Below are 25668 nucleotides of genomic sequence, written 5' to 3'. Positions count from 1 at the left end.
ATTTGTTTATTTATAGAAAAGTAAATGCTTCATTAACTTTTCGAAATGATGCTTAATAAAAAGCAAAAAGGCTTATCGTGAGATAAGCCTTTTTTATTATGTTATATACATATAGGTTTGTTCTCACTTATTAGATAAGAGAGTTCCACCACCAAGTATTGTTTGTATTATTTTTCATTTACTAGACAAAAGTAAGATAGATTTTTAAAATAAACAACCTTTAAAATGATTTTATTTTCGCATAATTTTCACATTCATTTCTTCTACCTTTTTATCGGATAAAATAGAAGGTGCATTAAATAATAAATCTTCAGAAGATCCTGTTTTTGGAAAAGCCATTACCTCTCTAATAGAAGCTTTCTTTTCTAAAATCATCATTAATCGATCAACTCCCCAAGCAATTCCTCCGTGTGGTGGCGCTCCATATTGAAAAGCTTTGTACATCGTTCCTACACTTTTCATCATTTCCTCTTTATTGTAACCCATATTTTTATAAGTTGCTTCTAAAATTTCTGCTTTGTGCGCACGTACAGAACCTCCTCCAATTTCATAACCATTTAAGATTAAATCGTATTGTTGGGCAATAATTGTTCCTATTTCTTCTCCTTCTCCGTTCATATGCTTTTCTAAATCGTATACTGCAGGCATAGAAAAAGGATTGTGTGTAAACGTCCATCGTCCTTCATCTGTTTTTTCAAACATTGGAAAATCTACAACCCAAGCTGGTCTTAATTCTTTAGGGTTTATCAACTTTAAGATACGTCCCATTTCTTGACGAACAGCATCTAATGCTTTGTTAGCAGTTACATAATCCGCAGCAGAGAAAAACACAATATCACCAATTTGAGCATTGGTAGTTTTTATAATATTAGCAGCAATATCTTCTCCTAAAAACTTAATAATTGGCGATTGTAAATCGTTTTCATTTACAATAATGTAAGCCAAACCACCTAAACCATTTTGTTGTGCAATGGCTGTTAAATTTTCAATCTGACCTTTAGACATTCTTTTGTTTCCTTGTTCTTTTGCAGAAACTTTAATACATTTTACAATTCCACCTTCTTCAATTGGTTTGCTAAAAACCTGAAAAGTAGTATCTTTTACAATATCTGTAATGTCTTGCATTTGCAAACCGTAACGTAAATCTGGTCTATCACAACCATATTTATCCATAGCATCTTTATAAGTAATAACCTCAAAAGGATGTAAAATCCATTTTTTACCATAAATTTTTCGCACAACTTCATTAAACATTTTAGTGTTTAAATCTATAATTTGCTGCATACTTGCGTACGCCATTTCAATATCTAATTGTGTGAATTCTGGCTGTCTATCTCCACGAGAATCTTCATCTCTAAAACAACGTGCAATTTGAAAATATTTCTCAAAACCACCCACCATTAACATTTGTTTAAATTGCTGTGGCGCTTGAGGTAGTGTATAAAAAGAACCTGCTTGTTTTCTTGTTGGCACAATAAATTCTCTTGCACCTTCATCTGTTCCGGCAGTTAAAATAGGAGTTTCAATTTCTAAGAACTCTTCTTCATCTAAAATGTCACGTAATAACTTAATTACTTTATGTCTGTTTACAATTGCTTTACGAACATCATCATTTCTATGATCTAAAAACTTGTATTCAAAACGAACCTTTTCGTTACTTTTAAATGCTCTTTTAATTTCGAAAGGCAATGTTTTAGAAAGGTTTAAAATTTCTAAATCAGATGTTTCTAATTCTAATTTACCAGTTCTTAAACCTGCATTGTAATCGTCTTCATTTCTTTGAACGACAACTCCTGTTACAGAAATTACAGATTCTGGCTTCAACTTCACTAATTCATCTAAATTAGGAAAAGATTCTCTACTTAAACGAACTTGAAAAATTTGATTGCTTGAATCTCTTAAATCGATAAACATTAACTCTCCGTGATCTCTAACACTAGAAACCCAACCAGATAATGTTACTTTTTCTGTAATTGACTCTTCTGATAATTGAGATATTTTATGGGTTCTATATGTTTCCTTAATTACAATTGGCACTTCAGGTAAAACCTCTTCTTCCAAATTGGCTTTTTGAGGTTCTTTATTTCCTTTTTGCTGTTGGCTCTTAGCATTTGGTTCACCATTAATAGCTAAAGGCGAATGGCTAATAGCTTTAAGGATTCCTGTACGAATAACTTTACCAGATGCTCCTTTACCAATAATTGCAATTACTTTTCCAACAAGAATTCCAGCTTTACCTTGGTTTCCAGCTTTAATATCATTTGCAATTGCTTCATTTTCTGAAATTACCTTTTCTATAGCTGCAGTAATTTCAGATTCAGAAATAGTATTCTCTTCAAAATACTTTTTGTAATTAAAATTCGCATCTTTTAAATAAGATGCAATTCCGTTTTGAACTAAAACAGAAGTAATTTTATCCTCTTTAAATAATTTAAAAATGGTAATTAAATCTTCAATATTATGAATGTTTTCATATGCATCGGCATCCAAATTATTTACCAATGTTTTTGCTACAAAAGAAGGATCTTGAATGGCATTATTAATCGTCATAAATGTTTTAGAACGAATTGCATCTGCCGTAAAAAATTTTGCATCTTGTGGTAAAACACCTCCTTTAATTAAAACAGATTCTACCGCATAAGGCAATGCACTTGTATCAATCTTAGTATTTTTTACAACAGTTTTTATAGAAACAAAAGGTAAATCGGGTTCAGAAATAAAACGATAATCTGCTTCAAATTCCTTTTTACGCATGGTTTTGGTTTGCTTTAAATCTGCATCCCATAAAACCGTAGTTTGGTCTGGTCTAAATTCTTTATGTTCTGTAAAATAATTGAATTGTTTTTCAACCTCTTCCTTTAAAGCTTCTACCATAAACTTAAAAGAATTTAAGTTTTTGATTTCTGTTCTTGGGTTTAAATCGGTAGTTCCTATTTTTCTTAATGAAACCGAAACATCAGATTTAAATTCACCTTTTTCTAAATTTGCTTCAGAAACACCTAAATTCTGAACAATACGCTGTATATACTGTGCATATGTAGAAGCATCTTCGATATTTCTGATACATGGATCTGTTACAATTTCTATTAAAGGCACACCTGCTTTATTAAAATCTACTAACGAAATTTTCTTTTCGTGCATTAATTTTGCAGCGTCTTCTTCTATGTGTGTTTGGGTTAAACTCACGGCAAACTGAGTTCCATCATTTCTATAACAAGAAATTTCTCCGTCTGGAATTACAGGATTATGAAACTGTGTAATTTGTATGTTTTTAGGATTATCCGGATATTCGTAATGTTTTCTATCCCAAGAAATTACTTCATTAGAAAAAGTAGATTTTACTGCCTTACCAAAAACAATAGCTTTGTTAATTGCTTCTTTATTTATAGCTGGCAAAACACCCATTTGCCCTGTACAAACCGAACAAATATTTGTATTCGGAATTTCTGTTTCTTCATTCGGACAAGAGCAAAATAATTTTGTCTTTGTATTTAAACGAACATGCGTTTCTAAACCGATAATTAATTCTAAATCGTGTGCTTTTAAAGCATCATTTAACTGTGATAATTCCATTATAAAATATCGTTTAAGAAGTTAGCAAACTGTAAAACTTCCGCATCTTTTTTCTTGTCTGCTGTAATTTGTAATCCTGTATTCGTTCCTTTTGGTATTGTAAGCGTAGGTAATTCTCCTAAACTAAAGCCAACGGTATACGCATCGGATAAATACATGGCTAAAGGATCATTTAAACTCTCGCCAATTTTTGGAGGATTTGCAGGTGTTACTGGTGATAAAATAATATCTACTTCATTAAAATCTTCGCTAAATCTTGCAGAAATCTGATTTCTTAAATCTTGGGCTTTCAAATAAATTTCATCAGAAAAACCCTGAGATAATACCTGGTTTCCACCAACAATTCTTCGTTTTGTTTCTTCAGAAAACTTCTCTGAACGCGTGATTGAATATGTATCCTTTAAATTTTTTCCTTCAATTCTTGCCCCGTAATTTGTACCGTCTAAACGAGACAAGTTAGAAGCAGTTTCTGCCATTGCCAGCGTATAATAAGTTGAAACTAAAATATCTGAATTAAAAAAATCTAATTCTTTTACTGCAATTCCTTTGGCTTTTATTTTTTCTATAGTAGCTAAAAACTCTTCTTTTATTTCTGATGAAATTGCTTCACTTTCAATAAAATTCTTAAAATAACCAACTGTTTTTGTTGCTGAATGTAAATCCTCAAAAATTACATCAGAATTATAAGTTGTTTGATCTTTAACATCTTTACCACTCATTATATTTAAAACAATTCTTATGTCTTCTATAGATTTAGTAATGGGTCCAACACAATCTGTAGAAGAAGCGTAAGCCATTAAACCGTATCGAGAAATTCGTCCGTAAGTAGGCTTTAAACCATACACTTTATTATAACCTGCAGGTTGTCTGATAGAACCTCCTGTATCTCCTCCGATAGAAAAAACGGTATAATCTTTTGCCACATTTACGGCAGAACCTCCAGAAGAACCTCCACCAACTAAATCAGAATTAACAGCATTTTTAACTGCGCCAAAAATCGTATTTTCTGATGATGAACCATGTCCAAAACTATCGCAATTTTCTTTTACCAAAGGTATAGCGCCAGCATCTAATAACTTCTGAATAGCAGTTGCTGTATATGCAGACTTGTATTTTTTAAGTAAATCTGAGCTAGCAGTTGTGTACGTTCCTTGCAACATATACACATCTTTTATTCCAAAAGGAATCCCTTCTAAAAGCCCGATTTCTTCTCCGTTTGCAATTTTTAAGTCCACTTTTTTTGCCAACCCTAAAGCAATTTCCTCTAATAAAGAATTAACAGTATTATGTGTATTTTGCTTTAATAAATCTATCTTTCCTTGTACTAATTCTATACAAGAAATCTCTTTGTTCATCAATTGCTGATGTAACTTTTTTATCTGCGACTCCATATTAACCTTCTATCACTTTAGCAACTACTAAAAAACCATCTTTTTCTTTCGGAAAGTTTTCTTTAATTATTTCTTTTTCTGTTAACGAACTTTCTATAACAACATCTTCTCTTAAATCATCTAAAGACACAACATTATTATAATTAACACTAGCAGTATTATTATTGGCATTTTTAATTACATCGAATAATTTATTAACCGATTCTGATGGTTTTGCTCCTTTAATACTAGACAAAATGTCTACCGTCATTATTTTACTCATGTCTTTACATTTAGATTCAAAAAAAAGCCTTCCAAAAAATTGGAAGGCTTTATATATTTTTAAACAACAACCTTCCGTCCTATAAATTAGGATTATTGAAATTACGATTGTTATTATTAATTGTCATATTATTTATTGATATTGACAAATATATGTAGAAAATATGTTACAAAATGCTCTTTTTTATCATTTTATGTAGTCTTTATGGTATCCGTAAAATATTGAAGTTAAATTATATATTTAGTAAAATGATCAAAGAAATAATACTTTTCATTTAATTATTGGAATGTAGTTTAGTTTTACAAATGATTAAAATTAAAATTTATTATACCTATTAAATGTAAAACCAGACAATAAAACTCACAAATTTGTAATTTACATTTTATAAAATTAAAGTTTTAAGCAACTTTTCTTAATTTGAAATTTTTATTTAGAATAAAAATCATCAAGATTAAAAATAAAAGCATTTTTAAGCGATTTAAGACACTTTTAAGAAATCAACAAATGTTGATAATTTTTACACCAAATAGCTAAAAACTATTAAAAATTAGAATGAAAATTGTAAATTTGAGTTTACTTTAATTCGTATTTGTAATTGCGAATTACATCAAAAATTAAAATTAACAATTCACTTTATATATAATGAGCGAAGAAAAAAAACATAATTATTCTGCCGATAGTATACAGGCACTAGAAGGTATGGAGCATGTAAGAATGCGTCCTTCTATGTATATTGGCGATGTAGGTGTACGTGGTTTACATCATTTAGTATACGAAGTAGTAGACAACTCTATTGATGAAGCAATGGGAGGACATTGTGACACAATACATGTTACTATAAATGAAGACAACTCTATTACAACTAAAGATAACGGACGTGGTATTCCTGTAGGAATTCACAAAAAAGAAGGCGTTTCTGCACTACAAGTTGTAATGACAAAAATTGGAGCTGGTGGTAAATTCGATAAAGACTCTTATAAAGTTTCTGGTGGTTTACACGGTGTTGGTGTAAGTTGTGTTAACGCATTATCAGATCATTTAACAGCAACTGTACATAAAGAAGGTAAAGTTTGGCAGCAAGAATATGAAAGAGGTAAAGCTTTATACCCTGTAAAAACAATTGGCGAAACAGACTTTACTGGTACAATTGTAACTTTTTTACCAGACAAGTCAATATTTCAGCAATCTACAGAATACAATTACGACACGTTAGCTACACGCTTACGTGAATTAGCTTACTTAAATAAAGGTATAACAATTACTTTAACAGATAAAAGAAATACAGATGATGAAGGCAACTTTATTTCTGAAACTTTTCATTCTGATGAAGGTTTACCAGAATTTATAAAATATTTAGATTCTACAAGAGAGCAACTTACCGCTTCTGTTATTTCTATGGAAGGTGAGAAAAACGGAATTCCGGTTGAAGTTGCTATGGTTTACAACACTTCTTATGCAGAAAACCTACATTCTTATGTAAACAATATTAATACACATGAAGGAGGAACACATTTATCTGGTTTTAGACGTGGTTTAACAAGTACGCTTAAAAAATATGCAGATGAATCTGGCTTATTAAAAAATGTAAAGTTTGAAATTGCTGGAGACGATTTTAGAGAAGGATTAACTGCAATTGTTTCTGTTAAAGTTGCTGAACCTCAATTCGAAGGACAAACAAAAACTAAATTAGGTAACAGAGAAGTTACTTCGGCAGTTTCTCAAGCAGTATCAGAAATGCTTACTGATTATTTAGAGGAAAACCCAAATGATGCTAAAACAATTGTACAAAAAGTAATTTTAGCAGCTACCGCAAGACATGCAGCACGTAAAGCCAGAGAAATGGTGCAACGTAAAACTGTAATGAGTATTGGTGGTTTACCTGGTAAATTATCTGATTGTTCTGAAACAGACCCAGCACAATGTGAAATATTTTTGGTTGAGGGAGATTCTGCAGGTGGAACAGCAAAACAAGGTAGAGATAGAAACTTTCAAGCAATTCTACCCCTTCGTGGAAAAATTTTGAACGTTGAAAAAGCAATGCAACATAAAGTTTTTGAAAACGAAGAAATCAAAAACATGTTTACAGCTTTAGGTGTCTCTATTGGTACAGAAGAAGATCCTAGAGCATTAAACTTATCAAAAGTAAGATATCATAAAGTAGTTATTATGTGTGATGCCGATGTAGATGGATCGCATATTGCAACTTTAATTTTAACATTCTTCTTTAGATATATGAGAGAAATGGTAGAGCAAGGCTATATTTACATTGCAACACCACCTTTATATTTAGTTAAAAAAGGTCAAAAAAGAGAATACGCTTGGGATGACAATCAACGTGATTTAATTGCTCAAAAATTAGGTGGCGGTGTAAACATTCAAAGATATAAGGGTCTTGGAGAGATGAATGCAGAACAATTATGGGACACAACAATGAACCCAGAATTTAGAACTTTGCGTAAAGTTGTTATCGATAGTCCAACAGAAGCAGATAGAGTTTTCTCTATGTTAATGGGAGACGAAGTACCACCACGTAGAGACTTTATAGAACGTAATGCAAAATATGCTAAAATTGATGTTTAAAAAACATTGAATTTAAAAGTAAAAGCCTCAACAAATAGTTGAGGTTTTTTTTATACCTATCTCTAGGTATTTTCCCCTTTTTTTATAGTAAAACCATTAATAACTTAGCTGCCTATTAACATAATTTTATATATTCGCTTAAGTTTCCCCAAAAATTAAAGAAACATAACTAAAACATAACTAAACATGAAAAAATCTATTTTATTTTTTTTAGGAGCCATAGCAATGGCCTTTAACACCAACGCTCAAGACGGTTTTGAAGGTTACTTATTGGCTAGTGATCAAGATCGTGGCAAATTAATAAACGCATATATAAATCCGGCCATGAAAGGATTAATACATAGTATGAATAATGGTTGGTATCACACAGCAAAGGTTCATAGTCCTTTCGGATTTGATTTATCTATTGGTTTAAACGCTTCTTTAGTACCAGAAGAAGACGAAATGTTTACATTATCTGGTTTAAACTCTATAAATAGTGGTTCTATATCTGCAGCAACAGTTGCGGGTTCAGAAGACTTTACTCCGCTAACAGCAGTTAGTTTTCAAGATCCTAATAACCCAGCAATAACTTACAGCACAACTTTTGATGCACCAGGTGGTGTTAAAGAAAGTTTACCTCTTAATGCTGTGCCTGCACCTGCAGTTCAATTAAACTTAGGTTTACCTGCAAAATTTGAAGTAAGTTTAAGATTGGTTCCTAAAGTTGGTTCTGATAATGTAAAAGGAGATTTATTTGGTATTGGATTAAAAAAAGAAATTACCAATTGGTTTGGCCCATTAGATAAAACACCTTTACATGTTTCTATTTTAGCTGCCTATACAACCATGAATGTTGATTATAACATTACAGATAGTGGCGCAGTTAACGTAACTGATGGTTTTGCTCAATTTAAATTAAACTCATACAATGTAGAAGCTATAGCTTCTTTAAACTTCCCGTTTATAAATATTTATGGTGGTTTTGGTTACGGTTCTGGTACTTCTACTTTAAAAATGTTAGGAGATTATGAATTATCTTATGCAGGACAAACAAGAACTGTTACAGACCCAATAGATTCAGAATTTAATGCAAGCGGATTTAGAACAACAGTTGGTACAAGGTTAAGCTTAGGTTTCTTTAAAATCTTTGGAAGCTATACTTTACAAGAATACAACACTGCTAATCTTGGTATAGCAATTAGTATCAGATAATTCTAATTTAAATATTCAACAAAAAAAGACATCTCGTTAAGATGTCTTTTTTGCTTTAAAAGAGTTAAAAATTCGTCTAAAAAATTGTATTTTAGCGGGATATATTTTAAACAAATAAAAAACATATAAATATGAAAGTTACAGTTGTTGGTGCAGGTGCAGTAGGTGCTAGTTGTGCAGAATACATTGCTATTAAAAATTTTGCATCTGAAGTTGTTATTTTAGATATTAAAGAAGGTTTTGCAGAAGGTAAAGCCATGGATTTAATGCAAACAGCTTCTTTAAATGGTTTTGATACTAAAATTACTGGAAGCACAAATGATTATACTAAAACTGCAAATTCTGATGTTTGTGTAATTACTTCTGGTATTCCTAGAAAACCAGGGATGACTCGTGAAGAATTAATAGGTATTAATGCCGGAATTGTAAAAATGGTTTCTGCTAGTTTAATCGAGCATTCTCCAAACACAATTATTATTGTAGTTTCGAATCCTATGGATACTATGACGTATTTAGTACATAAAACTACGGGGTTACCTAAAAATAGAATTATCGGAATGGGTGGTGCATTAGACTCTGCTCGTTTTAAATATAGATTAGCAGAAGCTTTAGGTGCTCCTATTTCTGATGTTGACGGAATGGTAATTGGTGGTCACTCAGATAAAGGAATGGTTCCTTTAACTAGACTAGCTACTAGAAACTCTGTTCCTGTTTCAGAGTTTATTTCAGAAGAAAGATTAGAACAAGTAAAACAAGATACTAAAGTTGGTGGAGCAACATTAACTGGTTTATTAGGTACTTCTGCCTGGTATGCTCCTGGTGCTGCTGTTTCTGGTATGGTGCAAGCAATTGCTTGCGATACTAAAAAAATCTTTCCATGTTCTACTTTATTAGAAGGAGAATTTGGTTTAAACGATTTATGTATCGGAGTTCCTGTTGTTTTAGGTAAAAACGGAATTGAAAGTATTGTAGAAATCAACTTAAGTGATGCAGAAAAATCTCACTTAGAAGAGTCTGCCGCTGGTGTTTCTAAAACAAACGGTTTATTAGAATTATAAGAAATTCTTTTTAAAATCATAATTAAAAGTCTAGCTTATAAAGCTAGACTTTTTTTATTTCTATGTTTTTTTAATTTTAAATTAAGACAACCCAGAAATAACCCCGTTTTTATCAATAAACATATTTTCTGATGCAGGTTTAGCAGGTAACCCAGGCATTCGCATCATTTTACCCAAAATAGGAATAATAAATTGTGCACCTGCAGCAATCTCAATCTCTCGAACTGTTATTACAAAGTTTTTTGGCCTACCAATTAATTTATCATTATCAGAAAAAGATTTTTGTGTTTTAGCCATACAAACAGCAAAATCATTAAAACCTAATCTATCAATTCTTTTTAGATTTAATAATGCTTTATTATCATACACTACTTTATCTGCACCATAAATTTCTTTAGCAATAATTTCTATTTTGTCTTTAACAGGTGATTTCCAATTATACAAAGGCTTGTATTGTGTAGCTTTTGTTTCGACGATTTCTACAACGGCTTTTGCTAAATTACTTGTACCTTCTCCTCCGTTTGCCCATCCTTTAGAAAGAACTGCTTTAACACCTAAATTAGCACAACTTTCAATTAAAAAATTTACTTCATCTTCAGAATCTGAAATAAACGAATTTATTGCTACTACAGGTTCGATATTAAATTTTCTGATATTTTCTATATGTTTCTCTAAATTAGTAAAACCTTTTTTTACTTTCTCTAAATCTGGTGTATCGTAAGCATCATTTAATGCACCACCGTGATGACGTAAAGCTCTAATTGTGGCTACTAAAACAACACATTTAGGATTTAAATTTGCAAACTGAGATTTGATATTTAGAAATTTTTCGGCTCCTAAATCTGCACCAAAACCAGCTTCTGTAACCACATAATTAGACAAAGAAAGTCCCATTTTTGTTGCAATAATGGTATTAGTACCTTGTGCAATATTTGCAAATGGTCCGCCATGAATAATTGCAGGATTTTCTTCTAAAGTTTGCACTAAATTTGGTTTAATAGCATCTTTTAGTAGAATTGCCATGGCATTTTCTGCTTTTAAATCTCTTGCAAATACTGGCTTTTTATCAAAAGTAAAACCAATAAAAATATTACCCAATCGCTCTTTTAAATTTTCTAAATCAGAAGCCATACAAAGAATTGCCATAACTTCTGATGCCGGAGTAATGTTAAAGCCATCTTGTCTAGGAATTCCGTTTGCTGTTCCACCCAAACCAATAGTTATATCTCTAAGAGCTCTATCATTCATATCTATAACACGTTTCCATAGAATAGTTCTAGGGTCGATGTTTAAGTTATTTGTTTTACTCTGAATATTATTATCAATCAAAGCAGACAATAAATTATTAGCCTTTTCGATTGCATTAAAATCTCCTGTAAAATGCAGATTGATGTCTTCCATTGGCACAACTTGAGAATATCCACCGCCAGCTGCACCACCTTTAATTCCGAAAACAGGCCCTAAAGAAGGTTCTCTTAAAACTACCGTTGCTTGTTTACCTATTTTATTTAAACCTTCAGTCAACCCTATTGAAACTGTTGTTTTTCCTTCTCCTGCAGGAGTTGGAGTTAACGCTGTTACCAAAACCAAATTATTTTCTTTCACTTTGGTTTCATCTATTAAATGTAATGGCAATTTAGCTTTGTATTTACCATACATTTCTAAATCGTCTTCTTTTACATTTATTTTTGCTGCAATTTCCTTTATATGCAACAACTTTTTTGCTTGAGCAATTGCAATATCTGTTTGGTGTTTCATTTTATATAATCTGAGTATTATTTTATCAATTTTGAAAAATAAATATAGTTAAATTTCATATTCTATAAAACGATAATCAGAATCGAAACAAACTTTAACATATAAATAATTTTTACTCTAACAAACTCATTTAAATAAGATTATATATTTAGAAAGTAAAACAACATTTTTTTATATATTTGGCGCATGCAAGCAAAATGGTACTTTAGTACTTTCTTTTTAATATTTATATACTTTGGCGCATTCCAAGAGCAAGTTTCTATACCAAACCAAGAAATTGTTCTAGAATTTGTTGATGCAAATATTAACGAAAAAGATATTGAAAAATCTATTGCTGAGGTTAAAGAAAAACTTCTAAAAGTTGGCATTACAAATATTGTAATTCACAAATCTGAAACTAGCACCTTAAAAATCTCTTATTTTAGTAAAATTGACATTAAAAATATAAAAGAGATTCTTTCTAAAGAGAATAAATTACTTTTAAATACAAATTCTCCTTACAAGAACTCAACAAATTATAATTTTGATGTTTACGAACTAAATGATGCAACACAATTATCTAATGTAGACAAGAAGTTTGTATTCGAAATTAAATACAATTCAGATCGCTTTACTACTATTAACTATAGTACTTTAATTAAAAACTTAGAAAGTAGCACTGCAGAACAACTGTATAAAACAGCTTACAAAGCAAATAAAAACAGCCCTTTTACAAAAGATAAAACTTCTTGTAAAGAACCAGAAGTTAGAGCTGGACCCAAATTTTATTTATCTTAAAAAAAGTATTTTTTACACTTTTTAAGAATCCACTTCAAATTTATGAGAACCATACTCATACGCTAAAAAAACATACAAAAAAATTAATTGTCTGATAATTCGAGAAACTATATATTTGCTCGTTTTTAACAGAAAAAAGCAGACAATAAAATAAAAAACATGCAAAACAAAGGACTTATTAAAGTATTCGCTATCCTTTTCGGAATAGTGAGTTTATATCAACTATCATTTACATTTTTAGCCAATAAGGTAGAAAATGATGCAAAAGTATATGCAGAAGAAAAAGTAACTGATAATGATGCTAGATTAAAAGCAACAACAGAAAAAAAATATTTAGACAGTGTTGCGAATAAAAACATTGTAGATTTAGGTATTGCAGAATACACTTACAACGATGTAAGAGACAAAGAAATGAATCTTGGTCTTGATTTAAAAGGTGGTATTAATGCAATCTTACAAGTTTCTGTAAAAGAAGTTTTAAAGAATTTATCTAACGATTCTAAAAACGAAGCTTTTAACAAAGCACTAGAAATTGCAGATGAGAAGCAAAAAAGTAGTAACTCTAACTATTTAGATTTATTTTTCGAAGAATTCGAATTACTTGCTGGCGATACTAAATTAAGCGATCCATCAATTTTTGGTACAAAAGCTTTAAGTGATAAAATCTCTTTTAACGAAAATAATATTTCTGTTAGAGAAACTTTACAACAAGAAATTAACAGTTCTATTGGTACTGCTTTTGAAGTATTAAGAAGTAGAATTGATAAATTTGGAGTTTCTTCTCCTAACATTCAAAGAATTGGTAACTCTGGTAGAATTCAAATTGAATTACCTGGTGCTAAAGACATCGAACGTGTAACTTCTTTAATTACAAGTAAAGCAGAATTACAGTTTTGGGAAGTTTACACAAATGCAGAAGTTTTACAATATTTATCTGTTGCAAACTCTAAGTCTATCGAGCTATTAAAAGATACATCAGTAGTAGAAAAAGTAAAAGACACTACTAAAAAAGATGATATTGATGATTTATTAGGAGAATCTATCGATTCTACACAAGTAAATCAAAAAATGCTTTTCTCTTACTTAAGCCCAATGCAAGCACAAATAAGTTCTACAATTGGTTATTCTAAAGTAATTGATACTGCAAAAGTAAATGATTTATTAAGGAGAAAAGAAATTAGAGATTTATTACCAAACGAGTTACGTTATGTAAAATTCTTATGGGATTATAAATCTTTTTCTACAGAAAGAAATGCAACTTCAGATGATGAATTTGAAGCTGATGAAATTGTTGCTTTATATGCTATTAAATCTAACAGAAATGATGTTGCCCCGTTAGAAGGTGATGTTATTTTAGATGCTTCTCAAGTATATAGCCAATTAAACAAGCCAGAAGTAAGCATGACAATGAATAGTGGTGCTACTAAAGATTGGGCTAAATTAACAACAGAATTAGCTGCACAGCCAAATAAATTTATTGCTGTAGTATTAGATAATAACGTTTATACAGCGCCAACAGTAAATAATGCTATTACAGGAGGTAGTACTTCTATTTCTGGTGGAAATATGACAGTTGCAGAAGCAGAAGATATTGCAACGGTATTAAAAGCAGGTAAATTACCAGCTGCTGCAAGAATTATTCAAGCAGAAGTTGTAGGACCATCTTTAGGACAAGAATCTATAAACGCTTCTATCAACTCATTTGGTTTAGCTATTTTATTAGTTTTAATCTGGATGGTTTTATACTATGGTAAAGCTGGTTTATATGCAGATATTGCATTAGCAGTAAACATATTATTTATCTTCGGTATTTTAGCATCATTTAATGCTGTGTTAACTTTACCTGGTATTGCTGGTATTATCTTAACAATAGGTATGTCTGTAGATGCGAACGTAATTATTTTCGAAAGAATTAAAGAAAGTTTATCTAAAAAGAAAGGTTTAAAACAATCTGTAGAAGAAGGATTCTCTGTAAAAGGAGCATTATCTGCAATTATTGATGCAAACATTACTACATTATTAACTGGTATTATTTTATATGTTTTTGGTACAGGACCAATTAAAGGTTTTGCATTAACATTAATGATTGGTATTGCAACATCTTTATTTACTGCTGTATTTATTACACGTTTATTAATTGACGGTGCTGTAAATAAAAATTCTAAATTAACATTTAACACATCTATCTCTAAAGGATGGTTCCAAAATATTAATGTAGCTTTCTTAAAGAAACGTAAAATTGCATATGTAATTTCTGGTGCAATTATTATTGGAGGTTTAATCTCTATTTTTTCTATCGGATTAAAACAAGGTGTAGATTTTAAAGGTGGTAGATCTTATGTTGTTCGTTTTGATCAAGACATGAATGCTACAGAAGTTGCCGAAACTTTAAAAGGAGCATTTGGTACTGCACCAGAAGTAAAAACTTATGGTACACCAAATCAATTAAAAATTACAACAGTTTACAGAATTGAAGACGAAGGACAAGAAGTAGATGAAGAAGTTCAAAACACTTTATTTACAGGTTTACAATCTTACTTAGGCGAAACTTCTTACGAAAACTTTAAGCCAGGTTTCGAAAAAGAAAGCGCTGGTGTTATGAGTTATATTAAAGTAGAGCCAACTATTGCAGATGATATTAAAACATCAGCTTTATACGCAGTATTCGGTTCTTTACTAGTAGTATTCTTATACATTTTATTACGTTTTAGAAAAGTATCTTTCTCTATTGGTGCTGTAATTGCAGTTTTCCATGATGTATTAATTGTATTAGGTGTATTCTCTATTACTTATAGCTTTATGCCTTTCGATATGGAAATTGGACAATCATTTATTGCGGCAATATTAACCGTAGTTGGTTATTCGCTAAATGATACCGTGGTAATATTCGATAGAATTAGAGAATTTGCAGGTATACACTCTAACTGGAAATACAGCGAAGTTGTAGACAAAGCATTAAGTTCTACTTTAGGAAGAACAATCAATACTTCTTTAACAACATTATTAGTAATGTTAGCAATCTTCTTATTTGGTGGAGATTCTATTAAAGGATTTATGTTCGCCTTAATTGTAGGTGTAGCAGTTGGTACATATTCATCTTTATTTGTAGCAACACCAATAATGTACGACACTTCAAAAAAAGAAGAAAAGAACAAATAGTTCTAACTTAACATAACAAAAACCGTTTTCCTGTGCCTAAACATAAGAAAACGGTTTTTTCATTTCATTAATAGCAGTTATATTTGCAAACTTATGAGTATTATAAAACTTCAAGACCTTTATTTTAAACCTTATATTAATAAGGATAAAATTTCGGCAATTGTAAAGTATTTAGCAACAGCTGTAAAAGCAGATTTATCAAAAGATGAAGTTCCTATTTTTGTAGGAATTTTAAACGGATGCTTTTTATTTGCAGCGGATTTTATTAGAGAATATCAAGGCGATTGTGAAGTCTCTTTCGTAAAATTAGCTTCTTATAATGGTACAAGTAGCACAGATAATGTAAAACAGTTAGTAGGTATTAATGAAGATTTAACTGGCAGAACAGTTATCATTTTAGAAGACATTATAGATACCGGTACAACACTTCAAGAAATTTATAATATCTTTAAAGATAAAAACGTAAAACAACTTAAAGTAGCTACGTTATTTTTTAAACCAGATGTTTTTAGAAAAGAACTACCCATAGATTATATCGGTCAAAGTATCGAAGATAAATTTATAGTTGGTTATGGTTTAGACTATAATGGTTTAGGAAGAAATTACCCAGAAATATATCAATTATCAACAACACCACAAATGAAAAACATAGTATTATTTGGCCCTCCAGGAGCTGGAAAAGGAACACAAGCAGAGTATTTAAAAGAAATGTATAATTTAGTACACATTTCTACTGGAGACGTATTCCGTTTTAACATCAAAAACCAAACAGAACTTGGTATGTTGGCTAAAAAATATATGGATGATGGAAATTTAGTACCAGACGAAGTTACTATTAACATGCTAAAAGCAGAAGTAGAAAAAAATACCGATGCTAAAGGTTTTATTTTTGATGGTTTTCCAAGAACAGAATCTCAAGCAGAAGCTTTAGATGCGTTTTTAGCGGAAAAAGGAGAACAAATAAATGGTATGGTTGCCTTAGAAGTACCAGAAGATGTATTAGTTACTCGTTTATTAGAAAGAGGAAAAACTAGCGGAAGAACAGATGATACCGACGAAGGTAAAATTAGAAACCGCTTTAATGAATACAACACAAAAACTGCTATTCTTAAAGATTATTTTGAAGCTCAAAATAAATATTACGGCATTAATGGTGTTGGTTCTATAGAAGAAATTACACAAAGAATTTCTAAAGTATTTGATACTTTATAGATTTTTAAATTAAATGTAATTAAGCATTTAATTTTATATTCAATTAGAAAATATGACTGAAGGAAATTTTGTCGATTATATAAAGATTTACGCATCTTCTGGTAAAGGAGGTCAAGGTTCTGTGCACTTACACAGAGAAAAATTTATTACCAAAGGAGGACCTGATGGTGGTGATGGTGGTCGTGGAGGACACATAATATTGCGTGGAGATAAAAACATGTGGACATTATTTCACTTAAAGTTTAAACGTCATTTTAGAGCAGAAGGTGGTGGCGCAGGAAGTGCTAGTAGAAGTACAGGTAAAGACGCCGAAGATATTTACATCGATGTGCCGTTAGGTACAATTATTAGAGATGCAGATACTGATGAAATTCTGCATGAAATTACAGAAGATCAAAAGGAAGTAATCTTATTACCTGGTGGTAAAGGCGGATTAGGAAACTGGAACTTTAAATCTTCTACAAATCAAACACCGAGATATGCTCAACCAGGTATTGATGGTCAAGACGGATGGTTTAGAATTGAATTAAAGCTATTAGCAGATGTTGGTTTGGTTGGTTTTCCTAATGCTGGTAAATCTACTTTATTATCCGTTTTAACTGCAGCAAAACCAAAAATTGCAGATTATGCTTTTACAACACTAAAACCAAATTTAGGAATTGTAGAATACAGAAATCATCAATCTTTTGTAATAGCAGATATTCCTGGTATTATAGAGGGTGCTGCAGAAGGTAAAGGCTTAGGACATCGTTTTTTACGTCACATCGAAAGAAATTCTGCTTTATTATTTTTAGTTCCAGCAGATAGTGATGATATTAATAAAGAATATGAAATTCTTTTAAACGAACTTAAAAAGCATAATCCAGAACTGTTAGACAAAGATAGATTGTTGGCTATTTCTAAATCAGATATGTTAGATGATGAATTACAAGCAGAAATTAAAGCAGAATTACCAAAAGGCGTAGACGCTATATTTATCTCTTCGGTTGCAGAAAAAGGTTTGCAAGAGTTAAAAGACAAACTTTGGAATATGCTGAATTAAAAACTCCGTATTAATAAAATTTATAAAGCCATTTTAGAGAATCTATATTTTCTAAAATGGCTTTTTTATTCTTTCAACTCTATAAGTATTGGTAACCTGTACTTTGTAGTAACCGGAATTCCTCTTTTAATTGCAGGATAAATCTTAGTTATTTTATTTACAGAAAGTGCTATAATACTATCCAATTGAGGCAAACTGTTTTTAATTGCTACAGATGATTCTATGGCTTTTAACAAAATACTACCTTGAGAATCTATCACTAAATCAACAAAAACAATTTCTGAAATAGGTTTATCTATAGCAAATTCATGCTTTAGTAACTCCTCTCCTATTTTATTATGAATTGTATTTCTAAAACAATTAGACTTTTCTTCTTTGACTATCAAGGAATCGCAAACTTTAAAAGATGGTGAAGTATCTACCGAAGAAAAATTAACAATTGTATCTAACGCTTGTGTGTTCTTATTAGAACTAAATGAAAAATTAGTACAAGAAGAAATCATTGCAATAAAAAGCATAAGAAAAACTGTTCGAAATACCATTTTATAAAGTTAGTGTAATTTAAATAATAAATAATTTTTATTCTACTCTTATAGAAAACGGAAAACTATAAGCAACCTTAACGGGTTTACCTCTTTGAGTAGCTGGTTTCATTTTAGGCAAAGATGAAGCTACTTTAAGGGCTTCTTCTTTAATTTTAGGATGCGGTGCTCTAGCATCAATATTTATTACATGTCCTTTTTCATCTACTTTAAAAAGTATAATAATTTTCTTTAAACCAACTGTTAAACCTAATTTATTAGGAAGATTTGCATCAAAATTATTAAGAAAATGTTTTTTAATACCTAAACTAAAACAATCTTTAATTTGGTTTTTAGTTTCATTTTCACAACCCGGAAAAACCGGAGGCATTTCTATTACTGTAAACGATGTTGATTTAGATGATTTTTTAGTTATTTCTGTAAAAATATTACTTGTATCAACAGTTTTATTTTTAGAAACATTTAAATCATTAACAACAACATCTAATGTTCCGCCTAAAGAATTTAAGTTTTCCTTCATTTTATTTAAAGAAGAATGCATCTTTTTATATTGATCAGAATTTTTATCAGATATAAAAGAAAGTGATTTTTCTAAAGACTTAATAGATTTTTTTAAACGAGTAACTTCTTGTTTTTTTTGCGCTATATTTTTTGCGTTATCTAAAGCATCTTGCTTTTCCTTTTTTTGCTTTAAAACTTTTAATTTATTTACCGATTTATTAGGTGAATCTTTAGCATCTAAATTGTTGGTATATGCAACAAGCATATCTTTATAGGCTTGTGAAGATTTATTTTTATTTAATTTAAAGTAAGCTTTAAAATATTCTTCTGCTTTTGTGTAATCACCTAAATCATGAAAAAACTTAGCGCCAAAAGCGGCAATTTTCTCTTGAGTAATTCCGTTATTTAATTCTCTATTTTTTTGTAAGTATTTGGTTGTTTTTTCTAAATCTAAGGCTTCAAAACTTTTAAGAGCTTTATTAAAATAAACTCTTGCCAAATCTTTATTGTCTTGTGCTTGTATAGAAAAAGAAAATGTAAGTAATAGTAATAATGTTAGTAGTAATCTCATTTTTAGGAGTAATTGAAATAATGTTTTATTTTCAACGTAAAACTACTAAAATTTAATGAATTACTCCTCTAACTTCTCACCTCTCATAAAGTAGTCTTTTTTAATTTCAGAAATTCTTTTTTGTACATATTCACTTTCTACTTTATCTATATTCGCAAAACGGTCATTGTAACTTTTATACTGTTTGTAAGCCATTTTTTTATCCTTATAAAGATCATCTGTTATTTTAGCTACCTGAAATTTGGCGTTGTAATTTTTACGGTTTTCTTCGAAAGCTTTTTCATAAAAACGCAGAGCCATTTTTGGTCGTTTCATTTTATAATATGCAGATGCCAAACCATAATATTCTTCGTCTCGTTTTTCTTTACCAATAGTTGTGGCTCTATAGTAATTAAACATTGCCTTTGTAAAATCTTCTTTTTTCATACCAATATGACCTAAATAAGTATAAGTCTTATAATTAGTTGCATCTAATTCTGCTGCATTTTCAAATCTTAGTTTTGCATTGTCAAAATCTTCTAAATTATAATACACTTTACCCAACATTGTGTTTGTAAACAAATCCATAGGTTTAATACTATCTAATTTTAACAGAACGGGTACAATTTCTTTAAATTTTTTCTCTCTGTATAATTGATTTACCTTCACCTTATTGATATTTATATGATTTGGCGCCACTACTAAACCTTTATTGATAAATAAATAAGTAGAATCTTTTTCTCTTAATTTAAAAAAACTAAGTGCCAATTTTGAAATTGACTTTACATGTAAACTATCTTTTTTATAGGTTTCGATAAAACTGTTTATCATTCTATCTCTATCTTTTATATATGCATATGCTAAACCTAATTGATAAGCATAATGTGCATTTGTACTATCTTTTTCTATTAAATCTTTAAATAAAGAAATGGCTTTTTTACTTTTTCTATATTGTAAATACAATTTACCCAATTGATATTCTAAAATTAAGTTTAAAGAATCTTTTGCCAATAATTTCTCATAAATAGCAATTGATAGATTCGATTTACTTAACTTTTGATATGCTTTTGCCAATTTTAGGCTTGCTTTTTTGTCTTCTTTAAAATTTAAGGCTTTTTCTAAATAATTGGCTGTTTCTTTGTAATTATCGATAGATTCGTAAATAACAGCAGTTTTATAGTTTGACAAAAACGATTGGTCTTTTATTGCTTTTAGTTTTTTTAATGCTAAATGATATCTACCATTATCTGATAAACTGTCTATCGCAGAAAAAGCCGAGGTTTGCGCCCCGACTTTTACTACCACAAATAGTAATACAATTAAAATTCTCTTTTTCATTTATTTTAAATTAGTTTACCATAATAGTTAATGGTACATTGTAACTTACCACAACTTTTCCGTCCTTATTTTCACCAGGAATCATTTTAGGTAAAGAATTCATTATTTTTAAAACTTCCTCTTTAATTTCTGGGTGCGGAGCTCTTGCTTGCACATCTATAACGTCTCCATTCTTATCTATTTTAAAACCAACAAAAATTCTTTTTTTGCCTGATGATAAGCCCAAATTATTTGGCAAGTTAGCATCAAAATTTTCACTAAAATGTTGTTGAATACTTTTATGAAGACAATTTTTATCTCCTTCCTCACATCCCGGAAAAGTTGGAGCCTTTTCTATTTTTAAAATATTTACAGAACTATCTTTAGAACTTCTTCTTTCTTTTTTCATAACAGAGAAATCAGGAACCATAACTAAAACCTTTCTGTTGTCTTTGTAAGTAAAAATTTTTAAACTTGCAATTCTCTCTCTGTTTCTAGCTTTTGCAAAACTATCTAAGATATTCATTTTAGATAAATATTCTTCTTTTTCACCATCATTTAAATCCTCAAACGCTAACTCTTCTCCTTGAGGTAATCTAAATTCTTCTCCTATTCCTAAGTAAGAATCGAAATAGGTTTCTTTTTTTCCTGTATTAACATTGATTTTCCCATTATCATTGTAATATAATTTTACAAGCTTTTTTTGTCCACTAACTTCATTTACATCATTTTCAGAACAAGAAGTATAAAAAAGCATACTTGTTAATACCGGAATCAATACTAAGTATTTTAGTTGATTCATTTTTTTTGATTGTTTTTTCTTCATCATAATAATTCTTTTTTTAATTAATGTTTGTTTGTAAAATTGGTTGATAAACGCAATATCTTCAACCTGAAAAAAACTTGATAGCAATTTATTTATGTAATTTTCTTTGGGTTCATTTTTCGTGGCAACTTCATCAGAAATATACTCGTGCACTAGTGTAATTCTTTTTTGGTAAATAAAAATCATCGGATTAAACCACATAACAATTTTTAAAAACTCAAACAACAATAAATCTAAAGAGTGCTTTTGAGTACTGTGCACTAACTCGTGTGCAATTATTTGTTCTTTTTGATTTTCTGGAATTTCTTCTCCCAAAAAAATATAATTAAAAAAAGAAAATGCTTTTGATTGATTCGGAATTAAAACCAAAGTATAACCTACTTTTCTAATAAGTTTGTATGAATTTATAAGTTTGTATATCTGTATTAATTTCGATAGAAAAACTACTGTAAAAAAAATGACGCCAATGGCAAATATGACATCTATATAATTTATAGATTGATACCACGTCGATTTCTGAATGATAGCTTCTGGCGATAAAACTATTTCTGGTAAATACACAATATATTCTTGCGGAACCGCTTTTTGAAACGTAGGTATTTTTATTAATGGCAATAAAAAGGATAGCATTGGTGTGCTTAACAAATACCATCTGTTTTTAGTAAAAAAAGTTTCTTTGCTTAAAAAGAAATCATAAATAGTCAAAAACAATATTTGAAATAAGATTACTTGAATTATGTAATTAATCATAGCATTTAATTTTTTATTCTTTCTTATTAACTTCTTTTAAAATAGATTCTAACTCTTTAACATCCATTTTGTTTTCTTTTACAAAAAAGGACACCATACTTTTAAAAGATCCATTAAAATAACCATTCATTAATTTATGTAAACTCTGGTTGCTGTATGTTTCTTTCTCTATTATCGGATAATACATAAAACCTCTACCTAATGGTTTGTGTGCAACAAATTCTTTAGTTTCTAAAATCCTTACAATTGTAGAAACTGTATTATATGCTGGCTTTGGTTCGGGTAAAATTGCTATAATATCTTTTACAGAGGCTTCATTTAAATCCCACAACACTTGCATTATTTGCTCTTCTGCTTTTGTTAATTGTTTACTCATTTTATAACTAAGTTTTTAGTTCAACAACACAAATATAACTAAAAAATTAGTTTAAACTAATTTTTTAGTTATAAATTTATGTAACAAACCTTTTATAACTTCGTCTTACTATAAAAATGATAATGGATATTTTCTTACTATTTATAGGTTTCTTACTTGTTCTATTAGGAATTGTGGGGTCTTTTTTACCTGTCTTGCCTGGTCCGTTAACGGGTTGGTTGGGTCTATTAACCTTACATTTTACATCTATAATTGCAATAAATTGGACTTTCTTAGGAATTACACTGGCAATTGCAATTTTAATTTGGGTATTAGATTATATAATTCCGGCCATAGGAACCAAACGATTTGGCGGAAGTAAAAACGGTGTTTACGGTACAACCATTGGTTTATTTATTGGCTTGTTCTTTATTCCGATTCCCTTTGGTTTGTTAATTGGTGCTTTTTTTGGTGCATTAATTGGCGAATTAATGTTTGATAGTAAAGATACAAACAGAGCTTTAAAGGCTTCTTTTGGTTCGTTTATAGGAATATTGGCTTCTGCAACAATAAAATTCTCGGTATCTTTTGTTTTTGTAATTCTATTTTTGATGAAATTTTGGGAATACAAAGCCTCTTTTTTCTAATTTTTAAATTTATTAAAAGATAAAAGTTTCTAAGAAATTATGAGACATCTTAGAGTTGTAGAAAAGCTAATAAATACACTTAGCCCTGATTGCAGCATTTGTTTGAGCTCTTTTTTATTTTTTTCTGAATAAAAAAAGCGAGTGCAAAAGCAGGAATAGCTTCAAAAAAAGAAAATTTTACTTGAGTTGAGAGCAAAAAAAAAGCGTCCCATTTAAGGGAAGCTTTCCATTGGTTAACAAAACCACGACACTTTTTATAAAGTGCCAAACAACACAACTAAATGCTACTTCAACAAAAAGTAGCGGGCAAATATACAACGTTTTATGATATCTACAAGAATTATTTAATATTTTCTCGAAATCTTCAATTGTTAAATTCTTGAAAGATTGTATCTTTGCAGTCTTTAAAAATTTATCATTAATATATAAGAAATGCAATTATCAGAACAAGAAGTTGTACGTAGAGAAAAGCTTACAAAATTAAGAGATTTGGGTATCAACCCTTATCCTGCAGAATTATTTCCGGTAGATACCAATTCGAAAGAGATTAAAGAGAACTTTGCGGAAGATAAACAGGTGGTTATTGCAGGTAGATTAATGGTAATTAATATACAAGGTAAAGCCTCTTTTGCTCAGCTACAAGATGGTGAAGGTAGAATTCAACTTTATTTTAATAGAGATGAAATTTGTACTGGCGAAGACAAATCTTTATACAATAATGTCTTTAAGAAATTATTAGATTTAGGCGATTTTGTAGGAATTACCGGAACACTTTTTACAACTAAAGTTGGTGAAAAAACTGTAATGGTTAAAGATTTTAAGTTATTATCTAAAGCCTTAAAGCCTTTACCAATGCCAAAGGTTAAAGACGGTGTTACTTATGATGCTTTTACAGATCCAGAGATGCGTTACAGACAACGTTATGCAGATTTAGTTGTAAACCCACATGTAAAAGAAGTTTTTATTAAAAGAACAAAATTGTTTAATGCAATGCGTTCTTTCTTTAATGATGCTGGTTATTTTGAAGTTGAAACGCCAGTTTTACAACCAATTCCGGGTGGTGCTGCAGCAAGACCATTTATTACACATCACAATTCTTTAGACATACCTTTATACATGAGAATTGCGAATGAGTTATATCTAAAAAGATTAATTGTTGGTGGTTTTGATGGGGTTTATGAGTTTTCTAAAAACTTTAGAAACGAAGGAATGGATAGAACTCACAATCCTGAATTTACAGCCATGGAAATCTATGTTTCTTACAAAGATTACAACTGGATGATGGATTTCTGTGAGAAATTATTAGAACATTGTGCAATTGCTGTGAACGGAACTTCTGAAGCAACTTTTGGTGAACATAAAATAGACTTTAAAGCGCCTTATGCTAGAGTTACAATGGCAGATTCTATTAAGCATTTTACTGGTTTTGACATTACAGGAAAAACTGAAGATGAAATTAGAGAAGCGGCTAAAGGCATGAATATTCCTGTTGATGAAACAATGGGTAAAGGAAAATTAATTGATGAAATTTTTGGTGAAAAATGTGAAGGAAACTACATTCAGCCAACATTTATTACAGATTATCCTAAAGAAATGTCGCCGCTTTGTAAAGAGCATAGAGACAATCCAGAATTAACAGAGCGTTTCGAATTAATGGTTTGCGGTAAAGAAATTGCAAATGCATATTCAGAATTAAACGACCCGATTGATCAAAGAGAACGTTTCGAACATCAGCTTAAATTGGCTCAAAAAGGAGACGATGAAGCTACCGAATTTATAGATCACGATTTCTTACGTTCTTTAGAGTATGGTATGCCTCCTACTTCTGGTATGGGTATTGGAATGGACAGATTAATTATGTTCTTAACCAACAACCAATCGATACAAGAAGTACTTTTCTTTCCTCAAATGAGACCAGAAAAGAAAGCACCTTCTATCGAGTTAAACGACGAAGAAAAAGCTGTTTTAGCAATGATTGAAAAAGCTGGAAAAATAGATTTAAACGATTTAAAAACTCAATCTGGTTTATCTAATAAAAAATGGGATAAAACAATTAAAGGTTTAACTAAAAAAGAAGTTGCCAAAGTTTCTAAAACTGATGAAGGTTTGTTTGTAGAAGCTTTATAAAACTTCTAATTGAACATAAAAAATTTAAAAAGGAACTACAGAAATGT

Annotated in this window: 18 protein-coding genes; 9 read left to right on the top strand and 9 right to left on the bottom strand. The window is 30.1% G+C overall.

What is annotated here, in order from left to right; all coding sequences use genetic code 11:
- Positions 1–231 precede the first annotated feature (231 nt).
- Genes gatB/aspS through ACYPV9_RS07495 form a run of 3 tightly spaced genes read right to left on the bottom strand, consistent with a single transcriptional unit; the run spans position 232 to position 5226 of the window.
- Positions 232–3573: a bifunctional amidotransferase subunit GatB/aspartate--tRNA ligase AspS gene (gene gatB/aspS / locus ACYPV9_RS07505; RefSeq protein ID WP_459742737.1), complete on the bottom strand. Its 3342-nt coding sequence runs from the start codon at positions 3571–3573 to the stop codon at positions 232–234.
- Positions 3573–4964 carry an amidase family protein gene (locus ACYPV9_RS07500; protein WP_459742735.1) on the bottom strand — a complete coding sequence of 464 codons (1392 nt, stop codon included), beginning with the start codon at positions 4962–4964 and terminating at the stop codon, positions 3573–3575. Before ACYPV9_RS07500 ends, gatB/aspS begins: the two co-directional genes overlap by 1 nt.
- 1 nt (position 4965) lies before the next feature.
- The gene (locus tag ACYPV9_RS07495) at positions 4966–5226 is read right to left on the bottom strand and encodes a hypothetical protein (RefSeq protein ID WP_459742733.1); all 261 of its coding nucleotides are present in this window, start codon (positions 5224–5226) and stop codon (positions 4966–4968) included.
- 642 nt (positions 5227–5868) lie between these two features.
- Here ACYPV9_RS07495 and gyrB point away from each other — a divergent pair.
- From gyrB to mdh, 3 genes are all read left to right on the top strand, one after another.
- Positions 5869–7806, top strand: coding sequence for a DNA topoisomerase (ATP-hydrolyzing) subunit B (gene gyrB / locus ACYPV9_RS07490; RefSeq protein ID WP_299064812.1), 1938 nt, complete (start codon positions 5869–5871; stop codon positions 7804–7806).
- A 186-nt stretch (positions 7807–7992) separates the two neighbouring features.
- A complete protein-coding gene (locus ACYPV9_RS07485; RefSeq protein ID WP_299064811.1) occupies positions 7993–9000 on the top strand; it encodes a DUF6588 family protein in 1008 nt (335 codons plus the stop codon).
- Between the two features lie 131 nt (positions 9001–9131).
- Positions 9132–10058: a malate dehydrogenase gene (mdh, locus tag ACYPV9_RS07480; protein ID WP_299064809.1), complete on the top strand. Its 927-nt coding sequence runs from the start codon at positions 9132–9134 to the stop codon at positions 10056–10058.
- An 81-nt stretch (positions 10059–10139) separates the two neighbouring features.
- Here mdh and ACYPV9_RS07475 read toward each other — a convergent pair whose 3' ends face one another.
- Positions 10140–11816, bottom strand: coding sequence for a formate--tetrahydrofolate ligase (locus tag ACYPV9_RS07475; RefSeq protein ID WP_459742730.1), 1677 nt, complete (start codon positions 11814–11816; stop codon positions 10140–10142).
- 186 nt (positions 11817–12002) lie between these two features.
- On the opposite strand from ACYPV9_RS07475, the gene ACYPV9_RS07470 reads away from it, so the two are divergent.
- The 4 genes from ACYPV9_RS07470 (at position 12003) to obgE (ending at position 18006) form a co-directional block, all read left to right on the top strand.
- Positions 12003–12593, top strand: a complete 591-nt coding sequence (locus ACYPV9_RS07470; RefSeq protein ID WP_459742727.1) for a hypothetical protein — start codon at positions 12003–12005, stop codon at positions 12591–12593.
- A 159-nt stretch (positions 12594–12752) separates the two neighbouring features.
- A complete protein-coding gene (secDF, locus tag ACYPV9_RS07465) occupies positions 12753–15752 on the top strand; it encodes a protein translocase subunit SecDF (protein ID WP_459742725.1) in 3000 nt (999 codons plus the stop codon).
- A 93-nt stretch (positions 15753–15845) separates the two neighbouring features.
- Positions 15846–16964: an adenylate kinase gene (locus ACYPV9_RS07460; RefSeq protein ID WP_459742723.1), complete on the top strand. Its 1119-nt coding sequence runs from the start codon at positions 15846–15848 to the stop codon at positions 16962–16964.
- Between the two features lie 52 nt (positions 16965–17016).
- Positions 17017–18006: a GTPase ObgE gene (gene obgE, locus ACYPV9_RS07455; protein ID WP_459742721.1), complete on the top strand. Its 990-nt coding sequence runs from the start codon at positions 17017–17019 to the stop codon at positions 18004–18006.
- A 65-nt stretch (positions 18007–18071) separates the two neighbouring features.
- On the opposite strand, the gene ACYPV9_RS07450 is transcribed toward obgE, so the two are convergent.
- The 5 genes from ACYPV9_RS07450 to ACYPV9_RS07430 all read right to left on the bottom strand — a co-directional run bounded on the left by ACYPV9_RS07450 (position 18072) and on the right by ACYPV9_RS07430 (position 22868).
- Entirely contained in the window at positions 18072–18524 is a 453-nt protein-coding gene (locus tag ACYPV9_RS07450; protein ID WP_459742719.1) for an energy transducer TonB, read from the bottom strand.
- Between the two features lie 61 nt (positions 18525–18585).
- Positions 18586–19620: an energy transducer TonB gene (locus tag ACYPV9_RS07445; RefSeq protein WP_299064795.1), complete on the bottom strand. Its 1035-nt coding sequence runs from the start codon at positions 19618–19620 to the stop codon at positions 18586–18588.
- Between the two features lie 60 nt (positions 19621–19680).
- Positions 19681–20937, bottom strand: coding sequence for a tetratricopeptide repeat protein (locus ACYPV9_RS07440; protein ID WP_459742716.1), 1257 nt, complete (start codon positions 20935–20937; stop codon positions 19681–19683).
- 10 nt (positions 20938–20947) lie between these two features.
- Complete coding sequence (locus tag ACYPV9_RS07435) at positions 20948–22492, bottom strand: M56 family metallopeptidase (RefSeq protein WP_459742714.1); 1545 nt, start codon at positions 22490–22492, stop codon at positions 20948–20950.
- 13 nt (positions 22493–22505) lie between these two features.
- Positions 22506–22868 carry a BlaI/MecI/CopY family transcriptional regulator gene (locus tag ACYPV9_RS07430; protein ID WP_459742712.1) on the bottom strand — a complete coding sequence of 121 codons (363 nt, stop codon included), beginning with the start codon at positions 22866–22868 and terminating at the stop codon, positions 22506–22508.
- 122 nt (positions 22869–22990) lie between these two features.
- On the opposite strand from ACYPV9_RS07430, the gene ACYPV9_RS07425 reads away from it, so the two are divergent.
- Both ACYPV9_RS07425 and lysS read left to right on the top strand, forming a co-directional pair.
- On the top strand, positions 22991–23494 hold the full coding sequence (locus ACYPV9_RS07425; RefSeq protein WP_299064786.1) for a DUF456 domain-containing protein: 504 nt from the start codon (positions 22991–22993) through the stop codon (positions 23492–23494).
- Between the two features lie 432 nt (positions 23495–23926).
- Entirely contained in the window at positions 23927–25621 is a 1695-nt protein-coding gene (lysS, locus tag ACYPV9_RS07420; RefSeq protein ID WP_079737105.1) for a lysine--tRNA ligase, read from the top strand.
- The last annotated feature ends 47 nt before the right edge of the window (positions 25622–25668 follow it).

This window comes from Polaribacter sp. OB-PA-B3 (genome assembly GCF_054589375.1).
This window is presented reverse-complemented; position numbering and strand designations above follow the sequence as displayed.